Consider the following 16,663-nt stretch of genomic DNA (forward strand, 5'->3'; position numbering starts at 1 on the left):
TCATGCCATCGCATTTCCGCAGAATCACCCTTCTGAGTTACCCGTTCTATCAATTGTACTCCGTCAGGAGAATGGATCATGTTTGAACAAATGATTGCTGAGTATCCCTTAGAATAATTACGGAATATGGCAATAGAAATATAGTTTTTATCTAAACGAATTTCAAATTAATTCAGTTGAAATACTAGAGACACTTCGGAGGAATTATTAGTATAAATATCTTAGTAAGCTGATACTTTTGCTGTCATCAATTTAAATTATGATAGATATTCAAACTACATTTGAAATTCCCGATTGGATAGTACAAGGATTAGAACGTGGAGAATATGTGCGAATTGGCGGTGTTATTCGTGATGCGAAAACAAAACACATCGTTGCTATGTTACGTGAAATAGCACCTGAGCTTGCACAAGCATCAACGTTACTTACTCAAGCTGGGTCAATTGCTAGTCTACTTAATTTAGGTGTATCAATACTTAATTTAGCCGTATCGGTGATAGGATTTGCTCTCATACTAAAACGTTTAAAAGAAATTGAACAAGGGCTGGAAAAAAATTTAAATGAAATTCAAGGAAACATAAATCATCTACACCGGAAATTTGATATTTCGGTTTATGCTAATTTTCGTGCTGCTCTTGATTTAGCGCGTGATGCTACTACAATGCTTCAACCTGAAAAACGCATAAATTCGGCTACATTAGCTATTAATCGATTTTTAGAGGCTCAACATATTTACAGTAATTATGTAGATATTTCACTTAAAGAAAATCTCAATATTGCTGAGCCATATCTTTTGTCATTATTATTAACATATGTGGCGAGAACACGTTGTTATTTGGAATTAGAAGAAATAAAAACTGCTGTTTTTTGTGTCCAAGAAGGTGCTGAATTCCTTCGCCCTCGTGTAAAGCAATACATAAAAGCTTTACTTCTATCTGAGCCAATAGCAAGAGTAATTCCAAAGACAATCGGACATAATTTTGTGATATTAGATGTAGAAACTATTTTAGACAGTCCTATTGAGTTATGTAGATTAACTCGGATTTGTAAATGGCTAGAGCCAGAACTAAACAGTATTTTAGATGACAACTCTATATTGTTTGAGGCACAAGGAAAAAACTTAGTCAAATTTATTCAAGATAAAACAAATACAGCAGGATTTGATGCCAAAGAATTTTTATTAGATTTAGTGCCTATCGCTGCCGTTTCAGCATTACCTGTATTTGGAAAATTTATTGCAGCTAGAGCGGCAGAAACGGTAATACAGAAAAAGTTTGAGCAACAGGTTTATAATTCTTATACACAAGAAGAAATTAATCCAACAAAATTAATAAAAATAGTAGAAAATATTGAACAAATAATTGAAACATATAATCGCTTTGAAACTTATTTAGCAGAAGTGAAAGTCATCCAACAACTAGGAATAAGCTTTCAAAATTGGCTTCAGTTAGCCCCACTTACAAAAGTTCAACAGTATGAAGTAGAAAGTATATATATTATCCCCTCCCAACCACTTAACTTAAAATAGTACTGCCCATAACAAATATATGTGTCTGTTTCTAGAGAAGATTTTAATTTGTAACCAAGGAAAGATTTGTTACTTGTCGAGTTTGAATCCAAGGTAGGGTTTGAACTTCGATAGAACCTGGTACTGCATATCCTACATTTGCCATTTCATCATAAACAGCTTGGGGGATAATAATGGTAGTGTATATTTGTTGCAACAGATTCAGTTGTCCTACAGTTGCAAGATTGGTAATTGGGGAAGTGTTGCTAACAACAGTCACAAGTCACCCAGTTTGCGTAAAGTTTCTAGGTCAGCTTGAAAATCTTCTACATCATAATTGATGCAAATTCCGCGTTTAGCAAGTTCCCCTTGGAACTCAATTAAATTCATTCCCGCAAAACGACGGGCTTTTCCAGTACTGAGTTTACGTTGCTGGTACAGTAAAATCGCAATTTCTAGTTTTAATTCTTCTTCTGAAATCTTCGCACTCTGTAGGATGTCATCGGGAATAAGAACGCTCATAGTATTCTCCCTGTAGTTTAATAACTATAATAAATTGAGGATATGCGATCGCTCCCTAGTTAACCATCGATTTATCAACTTCTCAACCAGCTTGTGCCCGCAATACGCCCACACCAAGCGAAGGTGGGGTTTTTGTCACGAAGCCTGCGCAGGCAGGCTTTGTACGTATAGCTGCACCCTTCGCGGGCGTGTCAGCAACTACGTACCCACCTAATCAAAGGTTGTGGTGCGTTACGTTGCACTAACGCACCCTACAAGACGTGGTTTTACAACTCTAACTTCACACCACGAATCGAGTAATCCAACAACTCCATCGGATGCATAATAGAAATATCCTTACCTTGCTGGCGCAAATGCTTAGAAATCTGCAAAGTACAACCAGGATTAGCAGAAGCAATCAAATCAGCACCAGTATTCAGTAAATTCTGAACCTTTTGCTGACCCAAATCATCAGCAACATCTGGTTGCAACATATTGTACACCCCAGCACTGCCACAACACAAAGCCGCATCAATAGGTTCCTTCAACTTCACCCCAGGAATTTGCCGCAACAACTGACGAGGTTGCACACTAATCTTTTGCCCATGCAACAAATGACAAGCATCCTGATAAACCAAAGTCAAAGGTTTATCAGTAAGCGACGACAACTTCGCAGTCAAACCAACAGTAGCCAAAAACTCCTGCGCATCTTTAACCTTAGCAGCAAACTCCTTCGCCTTCTCCCGATACTGAGGATCATCCTCTAAAATGTGACCATACTCCTTCAAAGTATGACCACATCCAGCAGCATTAATAATCACCACATCCACATCAGTATCAGCAAAACTATCAATCATCTGCCGTGCCAAAGCCTTCGCCTGTTCAGATTGTCCCTGATGTTCGGGAAGAGCCGCACAACACCCCTGACTCTTCGGAATCACCACCTCACAACCATTAGCCGTCAACACCCGCACCGTCGCCTCATTCACACCCGAAAAAAACAGACGTTGCACACAACCCAAAATCACCCCAACACGATAACGCCTCTCCCCCTGAGCCGGAATCACATCCGGCAAACCACCCCCAAAAGACTTACTCGTAATTCGCGGCAAAATCGACTCCATCGCCGCCAACCGGGGAGAAAAACGCGGCAACAAACCACTCGCCCGCACCAACTTCTCCAAACCAGACTTTTGATAAAACCACAACGGAACCAACAAAACCCGCAACAAACCAGGATAAGGAAACAGAGAAAAAATCAACCTACGAAACAACCCATCCCACCAATTGCGTGGATAATTCCGCTCAACCTGATAACGAGTAGCCCGAATCAACTTGTCATACTGAACACCAGAAGGACAAGTAGTCACACAAGCAAGACAACCCAAACAACTATCAAAATGCTGAACCGTCGCCGTATTCAAAGGAACCTCCCCCTCATTAATCGCATCCATCAAATAGATACGCCCACGAGGAGAATCCATCTCCTTACCCAGCACCCGATAACTAGGACAAGTAGAAAGACAAAACCCACAATGAACACAAGTATCAATCAACTTAGCATCAGGCGGATGACTTCCATCAAACCCCTGCAAATCCCTCTTCTCAAAATCACCATCTAAAACCTGCATAAAAAACCCTCTCTTCCTTCGCGCCCTTCGCGCCTTCGCGGTTCAAATCCTAAATCCCACCCACAAAACGCCCAGGACACAAAATACCATCAACATCAAACTGAGCCTTAATCCCCCGCATCAAAGGCAAAGCATTACCAGTATAACCCCAAACATCTACATCCTGCTTAACCCCAACACAAGCCTCGCGAACACTCAAAAAACCACCCCGAGAACCCAAAAAACCCCGCAACTGCAAAACCTGCTCCAAATTATCCAACCGCACCACACCAACACCACTAGAAACATGAATCAAACCCACATCCAAACCCTTCAAAACCTGAACAGCAGCAGTAGGCAACACTCCTATTTTGCAAGAAATTGCCGACTCATTGCCCGCCAAATCCATTTGTTCTTGCAATCGTCGCCATAAATCAGCCTCATCCGCAGCCGAAAAAACCACACCATCCAAACCCAATTGCTCACCCACCTCCTTCATTCGATTCGACTGTTCCCTCACACTCTCAACAATACTTTCAAAGCGAACAATCAATCCCAACCCACTACCCAAACCCAAGCCAGCCACCAACTGAGTTGATAACAAATCAGCGCGAGTGGGTGTCAACGCCGAACCCCGCAATATATCAGCAGCTTGAGATACAGCCTCCGCCGCGCCCCTTAGCACCACCGTCCCTGACAACTGCGGCAGCGGATAAACGCGAAAAGTTACTTGACAAATAACTCCTAATGTGCCATACGACCCTGTAAACAACTTCATCAAATCGTAACCTGCAACATTTTTTACCACTCGCCCCCCCGCCTTAGCAATTTTACCATCAGCACGTACAAAGGTAATACCTAGCAGTTGGTCGCGCACGCTACCATAACGTTGGCGTAGGGAGCCTGTATCACCAGTAGCGACAATACCACCTATGGTCGCAGAATCTGGTACACTGGGGTCGATCGCCAGAAATTGTCCAGCGTCTGCTAATATTGCTTGCAGATGAGAGAACTTCATCCCAGCTTCTACTGTAATAGTCAAATCTCCTACCGCATGTTCAATCAATCGATTGAGACGTTCTGTACTAACTACGATATCAATACCCTTAGCTAAGCCACCCCAAGACAGTTTACTACCACTACCACAAGGTAAGACACGCCATTTATTGCGGTGAGCTTCTGCAATTACTGCGCCTAGTTGTGCGGTGGTTTGGGGGTAGACAATGCAACTCGGAGTAGTTCCTGGGGCGATCGCCTGTAATATAGATTGTTGCTGAGTGAGTGGTATATTGTGCCAAAAGACAGCATTTTCATCACCAACGATAGATGTAACACAATCATGAAGGTATGACGGTTCATCGCTCGACATCGCTTTCATTTTTGCCTCCTGATAATCACAGCAACTTTGCTCCTTTTGGCAGCCGAAAAAGGCTTACAAGATCAATTTGGTTTTTTTGTTAACAGTTTAAATAATTAATTATTTGTAATAATTAGTACATTTGGTAGAAATACTACGGTGAGGGGAACAATAACCAATAGTATAGGCTTAATTAGTAAGGGTGGTATATATGAGCATAGCTGAGGTAAGTGTTGATGTTTTAGGATACCGCATTTTAGAGCAAATATATGCAGGTACTCGAACCCTAGTTTATCGAGGGATGAGAAATGACGGCAAAAAAGTCATCCTCAAACTGATGCGCAATGAATACCCCAGCTTCAACGAACTAGTTCAATTTCGCAATCAGTATGCAATCTCTAAAAATCTTGACATTGCTGGAATCGTCAAACCATTAAGTCTAGAAAACTACAAAAACGGCTACATCTTGGTGATGGAAGACTTTGGCTGTGTCTCGCTCAAACAGCAGATGGGGGCTGTAGAGACTTCGTATTTCGCGTCTCTACAAGATTTTCTCGATATTGCCATTCAAATCGTTCACACCTTACACCAACTGCACAGCGCTCGTGTCATTCATAAAGACATCAAACCTGACAACATCATTATTCACCCCACAACCAAACAAGTTCAACTTATCGACTTCAGCATCGCCTCATTGCTGCCCAGAGAAACCCAACAACTACAAAATCCCAACGTCTTGGAAGGAACCCTCGCTTACATTTCCCCAGAGCAGACTGGAAGAATGAACCGGGGGATAGACTATCGCACCGACTTCTACTCACTGGGCGTCACCTTCTATGAGTTACTTACCGGGCAATTACCTTTCACTAGCAGTGACGTGATGGAATTAGTACACTGTCACATCGCAAAACTACCACCATCAGTTCACACTGTTAACCCCTGTATTCCACCAATACTATCAAACATGATTGAACTCATGATGGCGAAAAATGCTGAAGAACGCTATCAAAGTGCTACAGGTATTTTACACGACCTGGAGGTATGCCGTCAGCAGTGGTGCGAATTAGGCAACATCACTCACTTTGAGTTAAAAAGTCGGGATGTCTCGGAACGTTTTGTGATTCCCGAAAAACTTTACGGGCGTGAAACTGAGGTAAAAGCCTTACTCGAAGCCTTTGCGCGAGTAGCAAACCCCCCCGGGGGGGTGGAAATGATTTTGGTGGCAGGTTTTTCGGGGATTGGTAAAACTGCCGTAGTTAATGAAGTTCATAAACCCATTGTCGAAAAACGCGGTTACTTCATCAAAGGCAAATACGATCAATTTCAGCGTAACATTCCGTTTTCTGCATTTGTGCAAGCCTTACGCGAATTGATGGTACAACTACTATCGGAAACTGAAGCTCAATTACAGCATTGAAAATCTCAGATTTTGTTAGCATTAGGTGGAAACGGACAAGTTATTATTGACGTAATTCCCGAACTAGAGCTTCTGATTGGTAAACAACCGAATGTTCCCGAACTTGTTGGTGCTGCTACTAATCGCTTCAACTTATTATTTCAGAAGTTTATCCAAGTCTTCACAACTATTGAACATCCCCTAGTCATCTTTCTGGATGATTTGCAATGGGCTGACTCTGCTTCTTTAAAGTTGATGCAATTGTTCACAAGTCAAACAGACACCAGATATCTATTATTAATTGGTGCTTATCGAGATAATGAAACTTCTCCGACACACCCATTAATGGTAACTTTAGAAGAGATTAGTGCATCAGGGACGGCTATTAATACAATTACGCTAAATCCTCTAGAAAAAGCTGACTTGAATCTTCTTATTGCTGATACCCTTAATTGTTCGGAAGAACTTGCTCAACCTTTGACAGAACTAGTTTATCAAAAAACTAAAGGAAATCCCTTCTTTAGCAATCAATTTCTGAAGTCTCTTTATGAAGATGGATTAATTAGCTTTAACTTCACCCCTCTGTGTCTCTCCTTGCCAACGGGGGATGAAAGGGGGGTGGGGTGGCAGTGCGATATTGCTGGAGTACAAGCATTAGCATTACGGAAGACAATATTTTTGATATTGTTAACCATTTAAATTTAGGCTCAGTACTTATTACTCAGTCAATAGAACGAGAGCAGTTAGCTCATTTTAATTTACTAGCGGCAAGGAGAGCCAAAGCATCAACAGCTTATAATGCTGCAATGGAATATCTAAATCATGGTGGAGAATTACTAGCAGCAGACAGCTGGAATATTCAGTATAATCTCACATTATCTCTATATGAAGAAACGGCTGAAATCTCATACCTTATTGGTGATTTTGTCCGCACAAGTAAACTTGTTGAAATAGTTTTGATCCAAGCTAAGACTATATTAGATAAAGTCAAAATTTACGCAGTCAGTATTCAAGCATATATTGCCCAAAATTTACAAATTAAAGCAGTAGAAACAGCTGTCAACATCCTGAATATTTTAGGCTTAGAATTACCTTCAGAGGCAAATCAGTCTGATAGTCAGCTAGCTATGGAGCAAACAAAGTCCAATTTTTTAGGGCAATCAATTCAGGATTTAATTGTTCTACCAAAAATGACGGAACCAGAAAAACTAGCAGCTATGCATGTTTTATATAGTGTGATGTCAGCCAGCTATCAAGCTGCACCAAACCTTTTACCATTACTTGTTTGTCAACAGGTAAATTTATCTCTTAGCTATGGTAATACCTTTATCTCTGCTTTCAGTTATGCCATGTATGGGCTAATTCTTTGCGGGGAAGGAGATATTGAATTAGGATGTGAAGTAAGTGAATTAGCTTTACAGCTATTATCTATATTTAAGGAGAAACAATTTAAATGTAAAATCTTAAATGTTATTTATGGGTATATTAGAATTTGGAAGTATCCGCTTAGAGAATGTTTGAATCCTTTATTAGAAGCATATCAAGCAGGATTAGAGTCAGGAGATTTTGAATTTGCTTGTAATGCTGCTTACAATTATTTCTCCATTGCTTCTCATATAGGAGAAGATTTGACATTACTGGCTCATAGAATGGAGATATATGGACAAGCAATGCTGCGTTACAAACAAGAAGCACCTTTAAATGTTCATAAAATATTTTGGCAACCTGTACTTAATTTAATTGGTAAAAGTGAATATAAATATCAGGTAATTGGAGAGATTTATGATGAGCAGATAATGTTGCCAATTTACCTGAATGATAATAACAGTTTTGCTATTTATCTTTTACATACTAATAAAACATACTTGAGCTACCTTTTTCACGAATATGAACAGGCAAATCAACATTGTTTAGTAACCGAGAAATATGTTGGTAGCTTAAGTGGTGCATTTCATGTTTCACTTTTTTACTTCTATGATTCTTTGATTAAATTAGCACTTTTTCCTCAACAATCTTCTGATGAGAAAGAATTAATTATGGCGAAAGTTGCTGCTAATCAGCAAAGAATCAAAGAATGGGCAGAACATGCTCCTAAGAATTATTGGCACAAATTTTATTTAGTGGAAGCAGAAAAACATCGAGTGTTGAAGAAAAATGCTGAAGCAATAGAATATTACGATCGCACCATCAAAATCGCTAAAGAAAATGAATACCTTAACGATGAAGCCCTAGCTTATGAGCTATAGCATTCCTATTTGAGTTACTAACAGGATTTTTTTGGGAACCGCGAAGACGCGAAGGGCGCGAAGGAATATGTAATACGCACTGCTCAAACCTGGCTGATTGATAATGCAACTGTAACTGCAAATACAAATCAGTCTTTATTATTTCATAATGACCCCTACATCAAAACAATTCAACCCAAGAGCTTAATGTGTACTCCCATTCTCAATCAAGGGAAATTGATAGGTATCTTGTACCTAGAAAATCACTTAATGAGTGGGGCATTTACAAGTTCGCGTTTAGAAACCCTCAACTTGTTATGTTCCCAAGCAGCCATCTCGTTGGAAAATGCCCGGTTATATCAGCAGGCACAACAATACGCTCAGCAACTAGAAAATTCCTACAACTCACTCAAACAGATGCAACTCCAACTAGTGCAGAGTGAAAAAATGTCGGCATTAGGAAATTTGGTGGCGCCTTTTCGCTCATGAAATCAACAACCCAGTTGGGTTTATCGCCGGTAACATCCAACCAGCCGCTGACTACGTGCAAGATTTGTTTAACTTGCTCGACTTGTATCAGGAGAAATTACCCAACCCAGATGCGGAAATTGAAGCAGAAATTGAAGCGATGGATTTGGAGTACGTGCGCACTGATTTACCCAAACTGTTACACTCCATGAGAGAAGGTGTCGTTCGCATTCGCAGCATTAGCAATAGTTTACGTACTTTCTCACGGGCAGATACAGAAAACAAAGTACCCTTCAATATCCATGATGGCATCGATAGCACAATCTTGATTCTCAAACACCGAATCAAAGCGAATGAAATGCGTGGGGCAATAGAAGTAATTAAAGAGTATGGTGATTTGCCGCCAATTCAGTGTTTTCCCGGTCAACTCAATCAGGTATTTATGAATTTACTGGCAAATGCGATTGATGCTCTAGAAGAGCAGTCGTCAGTCTTCGAGACGCTCCGGCGGAGCGTCTGTACAGATAGCAATCAAAAACACACCATTTACAATCCGACAATTCGGATTCGCACACAATTAAACCAAGACAAGACGAGTGTTGTGATTCACATTGCTGACAATGGAATGGGAATGTCAGAAGAAGTGCGTGGTAAAATATTTGACCATTTATTTACGACGAAAGCTGTGGGGAAAGGTACGGGGTTGGGATTGGCGATCGCTCATCAAATTGTGGTAGAAAAGCATGGGGGAAAGATCGAAGTCATTTCTGCACCAGGGCAAGGTGCTGAGTTTGTCATAGACATTCCTTTATAAGGTGCTGACAGAATCGTAGAAATAGTTTCTAACATGACATCTCCAAAAAACTTAACAATAAAAAAAATAATTTAAGATAACGTTAATGAAATTGACGTGAAAAAGCTTTCAAAATCGACAAAAAAGAAGGAAAATCTTGAATATGCTGGACAAATAAAAAACCAGTGACTTTGTATAAGTTTTTTGTTAATTATCTGCGCTCTTCGGGGAAGAATCATATGTAAGAGAAAGAAAGTTGAACCCTTCCTCAGAGATTTTGTGAAAAAAACACTCATCCAGAACGTGAAATACCATGAATAACAGCAGTGCAATCATCACCAACCAAGTGCTGAAAGAGAAATTACCATCTCCACTCAAGCGGTTGGCAGACTTAGCTTACAACTACTGGTGGAGTTGGAGTGGCGATCGCATATCGCTGTTTCAAACCATCGATCCCCAAGAATGGGAAAGATGTGGACATAATCCTGTCGCAATCCTAGACGTGGCAACCTACGAACGTCTTACCCAACTAGCCGAAGATCCCCATTACCTCAAACAGATTTCCGAGCTAGCGCAGGAATTTGACACATACATAGCGCAGCAAGATACCTGGGTGAGTAGAGTCGCACCGCAAGTTTCTGCAACTAACCCAGTCGCCTACTTCTGCGCCGAGTTTGGCATTCATGAGTCCCTACCTGTCTACTCCGGTGGTTTAGGCATCCTAGCTGGGGATCACCTCAAATCATCATCAGATTTGGGAGTACCAATGGTCGCGATCGGCTTACTATATCGTCAAGGGTACTTCCGACAAAGGTTAAGTAGTAACGGCTGGCAAGAAGATTACTACGTTGACAACCTCTTCCAGCGGATGCCTCTAGAGTTAATTAGATCATCAGATGGAGAACCACTCACCATCGAACTAGAAATCCGCCAACGCATAGTGAAAGTGCAAATCTGGCGGGTGCAAGTAGGCAGAGTAAGTCTTTACTTATTAGATAGCGATCGCGGTGACAATGATCCCATTGATCGCTGGCTCACCGGACACCTTTACGGTGGAAACCAAGAAACTCGCATTGCTCAAGAAGTCGTGCTGGGAATTGGTGGTGTAAAAGCCCTATCCGCATTAGGAATTCAACCTTCTGTCTATCACCTTAACGAAGGACATGCCGCATTCTCCACCTTGGAAGTAGCACGCGAAGAAATGGAGCGTACTGGCAAATCCTTCTACGACGTAGAATCAGCAGTGCGCAAACGTTGTGTATTCACCACCCATACACCTGTTCCCGCAGGGCATGATGTCTTCTCACCAGATTTGATTGACTCCTTCTTTGCCCACTATTGGACAAGTTTGCGCCTTTCTCGCGAACAATTCCTGGCTCTTGGCGCACGACGACTAGGCGATCCCTGGGAACCTTTCGGCATGACTGTATTAGCACTACGCATGTGTCGTACCGCCAATGGTGTAAGCGAATTGCACGGTCAGGTTTCCCGTAAAATGTGGATGGTCATGTATCCAGATCGCTCTGAAGACAAAGTACCTATTGGTTACATCACCAATGGAGTTCATGCGCCTACCTGGACTGCTCCTTTAATTTCAGAACTGTATACTCAATATTTGGGAGCAGATTGGAAAACTCGTGCTATCGACCCAAAAACGTGGGAGAAAGTAGACGAAATTCCCGCTCGCGAACTGTGGTGGCGGCATCAAATCCTCAAAGAGCGGCTCATTGCCTACACTCGTTATAAAGTCAAAAAAGCCAGAGAGAACCGAGGAGAAGATTACCACTTCATTCAAGCCACTGACACATTGCTTGATCCCAAAGTGTTAACCATCGGATTCGCTAGACGTTTTAGCCCTTACAAGCGCGGATATCTACTTATGCGCGATGTCGAACGGGCGCTCAGAATTTTTGGCGATGCCGAACGTCCAGTACAAATTATTTTTGCCGGAAAATCTCACCCAGCTGATGAAGAAGGTAAGCGGATTATCCAACGCTTAATGGAGTGGTGCCGTCATCCAAATGTTCTACATCGAGTTGCTTTTATTGAAGACTACGACATCTACGTTGGGCAAAAACTAGTCCAAGGCGTTGATGTCTGGTTGAACAATCCTCGTCGCCCCCTAGAAGCTTCTGGTACAAGTGGGCAAAAAGTCTGCTTCAACGGCGGCATTAATTGCAGCGTACTAGATGGCTGGTGGTGCGAAGGCTATAAAGTTGGTGCAGATGGTTCGGGACTCAATGGTTGGGCAATTGGCGAAGATGCTCACACCAGCGATCAGGATCTACAGGATCGGATTGACTCTGAATCTTTGTATAAGTTGTTAGAAGAGGAAATTGTTCCGCTCTACTACGATCAAGATTCTGAAGGCATTCCTCATGGTTGGATTCAAAAGATGAAAGCGTCAATTAAAACGAATGCCCCTCTGTTCAACACAGACAGAATGATTGCTGATTACGTTTCACAGGTGTACGTTCCAGAAATTGCTACCACAGTTGAACCGATTTTGGCTAAGGTGCTGCTGTAACAAGCGTAGATACGTAATTGTACAGACGTTCCGGCGGTACGTCTGTACAGATGATTGGGGTAGAGACGTTTCGGTGGAACGTCTCTACTTTTTTTGATTTGGCAAGCAAAAAGATTTTTATTGTTGGTTACTAACAATATTTGATAGGATATCATTCCAGACCCCGACTTATAAGAGTATGGATAACAACCTTACCGATCCCCAAATGTTAAAAATCTGTAAACCCGCCCCGGAAAAGGCATTTAAGATAACATAAAATTTAGTCTAATTACAGTAACTCACCCAAGAGGTCATTAAACATTGATTGTGTACATGATTGCTGATACTCCTGAAGTGGAACCATTTTTTTAGTAAGTCTATCTAGAAAGATAATTCTTTATTAACCAATTGAGGTAAGAACAAAAAACTAGAAAAGTACTATGTAGTAGCTTTATGGCAACACATGTTGCCACTACACACATGATTCCCAACGTTAATTTGATAATGTCTAATTCATTTGTAACTTCAGCCTTTAGCCTTTTGAATTGGCTTAACCCTCACACTCAACATTGTTGCCGCCGACACACATGAATCAACTGAACAATGGTTTCACCCTATTTCTCAGTCTGCTCGTCGAGGCAATGCCTTTTTTGTTGCTGGGGGTTTTGTTCTCCAGTTTGTTGCTTTTTTTTATTGATGAGCGCAAATTGGTGGCAAGAATGCCCAGAAATCCGCTACTGGGTGCTTTAGTTGGCAGCTTAGTCGGCTTTTTGTTTCCTGTTTGTGAATGCGGTAATGTACCTGTAGCACGACGATTACTGATGCAGGGAGTGCCGACACCAGTAGCGATTGGGTTTTTGCTAGCAGCACCTACAGTCAACCCAATCGTCATTTGGGCTACTTGGTCTGCTTTTCGCGATCAGCCAGAAATCGTGGTATTACGAGTAGTTTTCTCTTTATTAATTGCGACAATTGTCGGTTTTGTATTTAGTCAGCAAAAAGATTTAAAAGCGATCGTACAACCTTCACTTGCTCGTTATATCAAGTTTAATCCAGAAGCAAAGTCTGAAGCGAGGCAAAGAAGTCATCAGGTACAAGCAACAGCTCCCACATTACTACAGTCGGGAACTTATATACTAGGTGGAAAAGGTCAAGTCCGAATGGATGCGTTAATGCCAGCAGCTACTATGACTAGTACAAGTTCCGGTAAACCTTTGGTAGATAAACTGCGGTTAGTGGTAGATAATAGCATACAGGAATTACGAGAATTGGGCGCAGTATTAGTCATAGGAAGTGCGATCGCCGCTGCTATTCAAGTACTTGCACCACGTGAACTTATTCTGAGTTTGGGTGCAGGTCCAGTTAGCTCAATTGTTGCCATGCTAGTTTTAGCTGCAGTAGTATCTATTTGTTCCACAGTAGATTCTTTCTTTGCTTTATCTTTTGCTTCCACTTTTACTAGTGGTTCATTGTTAGCATTTCTAGTTTTTGGTCCAATGATTGACTTGAAAGGAGTTGGTTTAATGTTATCTATTTTTAAACCAAAGGCGGTTTTTTACTTGTTTGCAATAGCTGGGCAGTTGACGTTTTTATTCACCTTAATAGTTAATTTACACTTTATTTAAGAGGAGTCAGGAGTCAGGAGTCAGGAGTCAGGAGCAAAGAGGCTTTACTTAATTTCTAGTAAATAAATTGAGCAGTGGATATTTTATTAATCAATGACTTCAATTCCAAATCGAAAATATAAAATCCAAAATCGGTTACTTCCTTGGTTAGATGTCCTAGCGATCTCCGCTTGGGGTATTTTGATTTTAAAGTACTGGCTTACAGACAAGCTAGGTTTATTAATTCATCCAAAGTATTTTGGCATAGTAATTGCCGGTGGCTTTGGCTTATTGATTGTCAGTATTTTTAAAGCGCAAGAAATTTTGCAACGCCGCTCTACTAGAGAAGTTATTCCCAGTAATCAACACATTACTTTATTTCCAGCAAACTTCAGCAGTGCTTTACTGTTATTCACAGCTATTTTGGGGATCATGATTACACCCCGCGTATTCGCTAGTGACACAGCATTACAACGTGATTTTAGTGATTTATTAACAACGTCACGCCCTCAACCTCAAGCATTTCGCCCGAATACACGCCCAGAAGAAAGATCCCTCGTAGACTGGGTACGTACTCTCAACGTCTATCCAGAACCAGACGCATATACTGGGCAAAAAGTCAAGGTGCAAGGTTTTGCAATTCACCCTCCAGAATTAGGCAAAGAATATTTATTTTTGGCAAGATTTGTAATTACTTGCTGTGCTGCAGATGCCTATCCGATAGGATTACCTGTGAAACTCAAAGAACCCCGTGACAAATTTCCACAAGATACTTGGTGGGAAGTAGAAGGGCAAATGTTCACAGAAAATCTATCTGGTAAACGTCAACTTACCATTGCCGCTACCTCCCTGAAAAAAATTCCCCAACCTAGTAAACCTTACAGTTATTAGAGCTAATGGCTAATTGTTAATAGTTAAAGGTTAAACAATTAGCCATTAGCAATTAACAATTAACAATTAACAATTAACAATGATTAATAAAGCATATTTTCAACCAATAGATCGGATTGCGCTCGCCTTAATGCTTCTTCTGAGTCTGCTGATTGGACTAGTAATATTACAAGGTGATGCGGTTAAACCTAGTGTGAGAAATTTTAGTTGGCAAAACCAACAAATAGGAGCAGAAGATTTATCTTTTACTCTTACCTTTAGTCGTCCAATGGACACAAAAAGTGTAGAAAAAAATTTGCAAATTGACCCCCCCTTAGCAGGTAAGATAAGTTGGGCAGGGCGGCGGATGGTTTACACTCTCGTCACACCAGCACCTTATGGCGCAAATTACAAATTGCAGTTACAGCAAGCTCAGGATAAATTTGCTGAGTTGGAAGGAAAAGTAAGGACAATACAGCCCTTCTCAGGTGTTTTCAGTTCGCGCGATCGCGTTATACTTTATATTGGCTCTGATAACGAAGATCAAGGACGGTTAGTTCTCTACAATCTAACGGAACAACAAAAAAAAATACTGACTCCTAAAGACTTGGTTGTGATCGATTTTAAACCATTTCCGAATGGAGAAAAGATTTTATTTTCGGCTCGTACTACCGACAATCAAGATATTCTTTCTGCGCAGTTATACACAGTAACAACAGGTATTCCTGCCACATCACAAAACAAAGCAGAACCACCAGGTAAAATTGACTCAATTTTAGATAATAAAGATTACCAAAACTTAAAATTTGACTTGTCACCTGATGGAAAAACTATAGTTGTTCAGCGTGGCAACAAAGCCAATCCTGGTGACTTTGGATTGTGGTTTATGTCCGCAAATCGTACTGATGGAGGAGAAAAGCCTACCATTAAACGTTTGCAAAGTCAACCAAGTGGAGACTTCATCATTACACCAGACAGTAAAGCTGTAGCAGTTGCTCAAGGGCAAGGTGCAGCAATTCTCCCTTTACAAACAGATGCTAGTAAACCTTTAGATTTTCTCCCACAGTTTGGTTTAGTACAAGCTTTTTCTAAAGATGGCTCATCAGCAGCAATGGTAAAATTTAATGCTGATTATACCAGAGATTTATTCTTGGTGACTAATCAAGGTCTGCAAAAACCATTGTTACGTACCAAAGGCTCAATTCTTAACTGTCAGTTTGATAATGCTTCACCAACTTTATATTGCTTGTTAACACAGCTATTGCCAGGAGAACAATTTCAAGAACAACCCTACTTAGTAGCAATTGATCTAAAAACAGGGCAGCAAAAACCATTGTTAGTGCTACCTCCCGAACAGCGGAATGTACAGATGAGTCTGTCCCTAGACGGGTTAGGGCTATTGTTTGACCAGATTATATCACAAACCAATTCTACTCCTGTAGCTAATACCTTGACTACTGATGATGGACAAGCGATCGCTTCGAGTAGTCTATGGTTAATGCCCTTGCTACCGCTCAACGACTCTACTGTAGCCACCGAAATCAAACCAGAAAAACTACCCTTGAACGGATTTCATCCCCGTTGGTTACCGTAAAACACGAAGAATGATGAATAAACTTTTCTAAAATAGAAAATTTGCCCTTAACCAACTAAAATGTATAGAACGTAAGATAGATAAAAATTCTACTTACTCCTCCTTTGGAGAGAAAAGTGGAAAACTTGGTAACCCCAAGAGACTGATAAACCGTGTTTTGTAAGCACTTGACCTCAAGAAAACTCTGAACTTAATTAAAATTGTACATTGTCTGCTTTTATACCATAAAGAG

The 16,663-nt window shown here is 40.9% G+C and carries 9 protein-coding genes and 2 pseudogenes; 7 read left to right on the forward strand and 4 right to left on the reverse strand.

Annotated elements, in window-relative coordinates:
• Positions 1-259 precede the first annotated feature (259 nt).
• Positions 260-1,528, forward strand: coding sequence for a hypothetical protein (locus tag ICL16_RS06755; protein WP_190826093.1), 1,269 nt, complete (start codon positions 260-262; stop codon positions 1,526-1,528).
• A gap of 43 nt (positions 1,529-1,571) precedes the next feature.
• Here the strand turns inward: ICL16_RS06755 and ICL16_RS06760 are convergent, their stop codons facing one another.
• From ICL16_RS06760 to ICL16_RS06775, 4 genes are all read right to left on the reverse strand, one after another.
• Positions 1,572-1,787 (reverse strand): PIN domain-containing protein, encoded by a 216-nt coding sequence (locus tag ICL16_RS06760; protein ID WP_202895440.1) that lies wholly within the window; start codon positions 1,785-1,787, stop codon positions 1,572-1,574.
• Positions 1,784-2,029, reverse strand: a complete 246-nt coding sequence (locus ICL16_RS06765; RefSeq protein WP_190826094.1) for a UPF0175 family protein — start codon at positions 2,027-2,029, stop codon at positions 1,784-1,786. Before ICL16_RS06765 ends, ICL16_RS06760 begins: the two co-directional genes overlap by 4 nt.
• 266 nt (positions 2,030-2,295) lie before the next feature.
• Entirely contained in the window at positions 2,296-3,639 is a 1,344-nt protein-coding gene (locus ICL16_RS06770; RefSeq protein ID WP_190826095.1) for a (Fe-S)-binding protein, read from the reverse strand.
• A 49-nt stretch (positions 3,640-3,688) separates the two neighbouring features.
• Positions 3,689-4,996 carry an FAD-binding oxidoreductase gene (locus ICL16_RS06775; RefSeq protein WP_190826096.1) on the reverse strand — a complete coding sequence of 436 codons (1,308 nt, stop codon included), beginning with the start codon at positions 4,994-4,996 and terminating at the stop codon, positions 3,689-3,691.
• Between the two features lie 190 nt (positions 4,997-5,186).
• Between ICL16_RS06775 and ICL16_RS47625 the strand changes: the two are divergent.
• From ICL16_RS47625 to ICL16_RS06815, 6 genes and pseudogenes are all read left to right on the forward strand, one after another.
• A pseudogene (locus tag ICL16_RS47625) lies at positions 5,187-7,420 on the forward strand (ATP-binding protein); the annotation flags it as partial.
• Between the two features lie 1,266 nt (positions 7,421-8,686).
• Positions 8,687-9,878: pseudogene (locus ICL16_RS47630) on the forward strand (GAF domain-containing sensor histidine kinase); the annotation flags it as partial.
• 292 nt (positions 9,879-10,170) lie between these two features.
• Positions 10,171-12,384 carry an alpha-glucan family phosphorylase gene (glgP, locus tag ICL16_RS06800; protein ID WP_190826100.1) on the forward strand — a complete coding sequence of 738 codons (2,214 nt, stop codon included), beginning with the start codon at positions 10,171-10,173 and terminating at the stop codon, positions 12,382-12,384.
• A 566-nt stretch (positions 12,385-12,950) separates the two neighbouring features.
• Positions 12,951-13,988 carry a permease gene (locus ICL16_RS06805; protein ID WP_190826101.1) on the forward strand — a complete coding sequence of 346 codons (1,038 nt, stop codon included), beginning with the start codon at positions 12,951-12,953 and terminating at the stop codon, positions 13,986-13,988.
• Positions 13,989-14,081: 93 nt separating this feature from the next.
• Positions 14,082-14,858, forward strand: a complete 777-nt coding sequence (locus ICL16_RS06810) for a TIGR03943 family putative permease subunit (protein WP_190826102.1) — start codon at positions 14,082-14,084, stop codon at positions 14,856-14,858.
• A 79-nt stretch (positions 14,859-14,937) separates the two neighbouring features.
• On the forward strand, positions 14,938-16,431 hold the full coding sequence (locus tag ICL16_RS06815; RefSeq protein WP_190826103.1) for a S24/S26 family peptidase: 1,494 nt from the start codon (positions 14,938-14,940) through the stop codon (positions 16,429-16,431).
• Positions 16,432-16,663 lie beyond the last annotated feature (232 nt).

It is taken from the genome of Iningainema tapete BLCC-T55 (genome assembly GCF_014698965.1).
Lineage (GTDB): Bacteria > Cyanobacteriota > Cyanobacteriia > Cyanobacteriales > Nostocaceae > Iningainema > Iningainema tapete.

Coding starts and splice junctions, on each gene's coding strand:
- ICL16_RS06755 (WP_190826093.1), top strand. CDS start 260: ATGATAGATATTCAAACTACATTTGAAATTCCCGATTGGATAGTACAA.
- ICL16_RS06765 (WP_190826094.1), bottom strand. CDS start 2,029: ATGAGCGTTCTTATTCCCGATGACATCCTACAGAGTGCGAAGATTTCA.
- ICL16_RS06770 (WP_190826095.1), bottom strand. CDS start 3,639: ATGCAGGTTTTAGATGGTGATTTTGAGAAGAGGGATTTGCAGGGGTTT.
- ICL16_RS06775 (WP_190826096.1), bottom strand. CDS start 4,996: ATGAAAGCGATGTCGAGCGATGAACCGTCATACCTTCATGATTGTGTT.
- glgP (WP_190826100.1), top strand. CDS start 10,171: ATGAATAACAGCAGTGCAATCATCACCAACCAAGTGCTGAAAGAGAAA.
- ICL16_RS06805 (WP_190826101.1), top strand. CDS start 12,951: ATGAATCAACTGAACAATGGTTTCACCCTATTTCTCAGTCTGCTCGTC.
- ICL16_RS06810 (WP_190826102.1), top strand. CDS start 14,082: ATGACTTCAATTCCAAATCGAAAATATAAAATCCAAAATCGGTTACTT.
- ICL16_RS06815 (WP_190826103.1), top strand. CDS start 14,938: ATGATTAATAAAGCATATTTTCAACCAATAGATCGGATTGCGCTCGCC.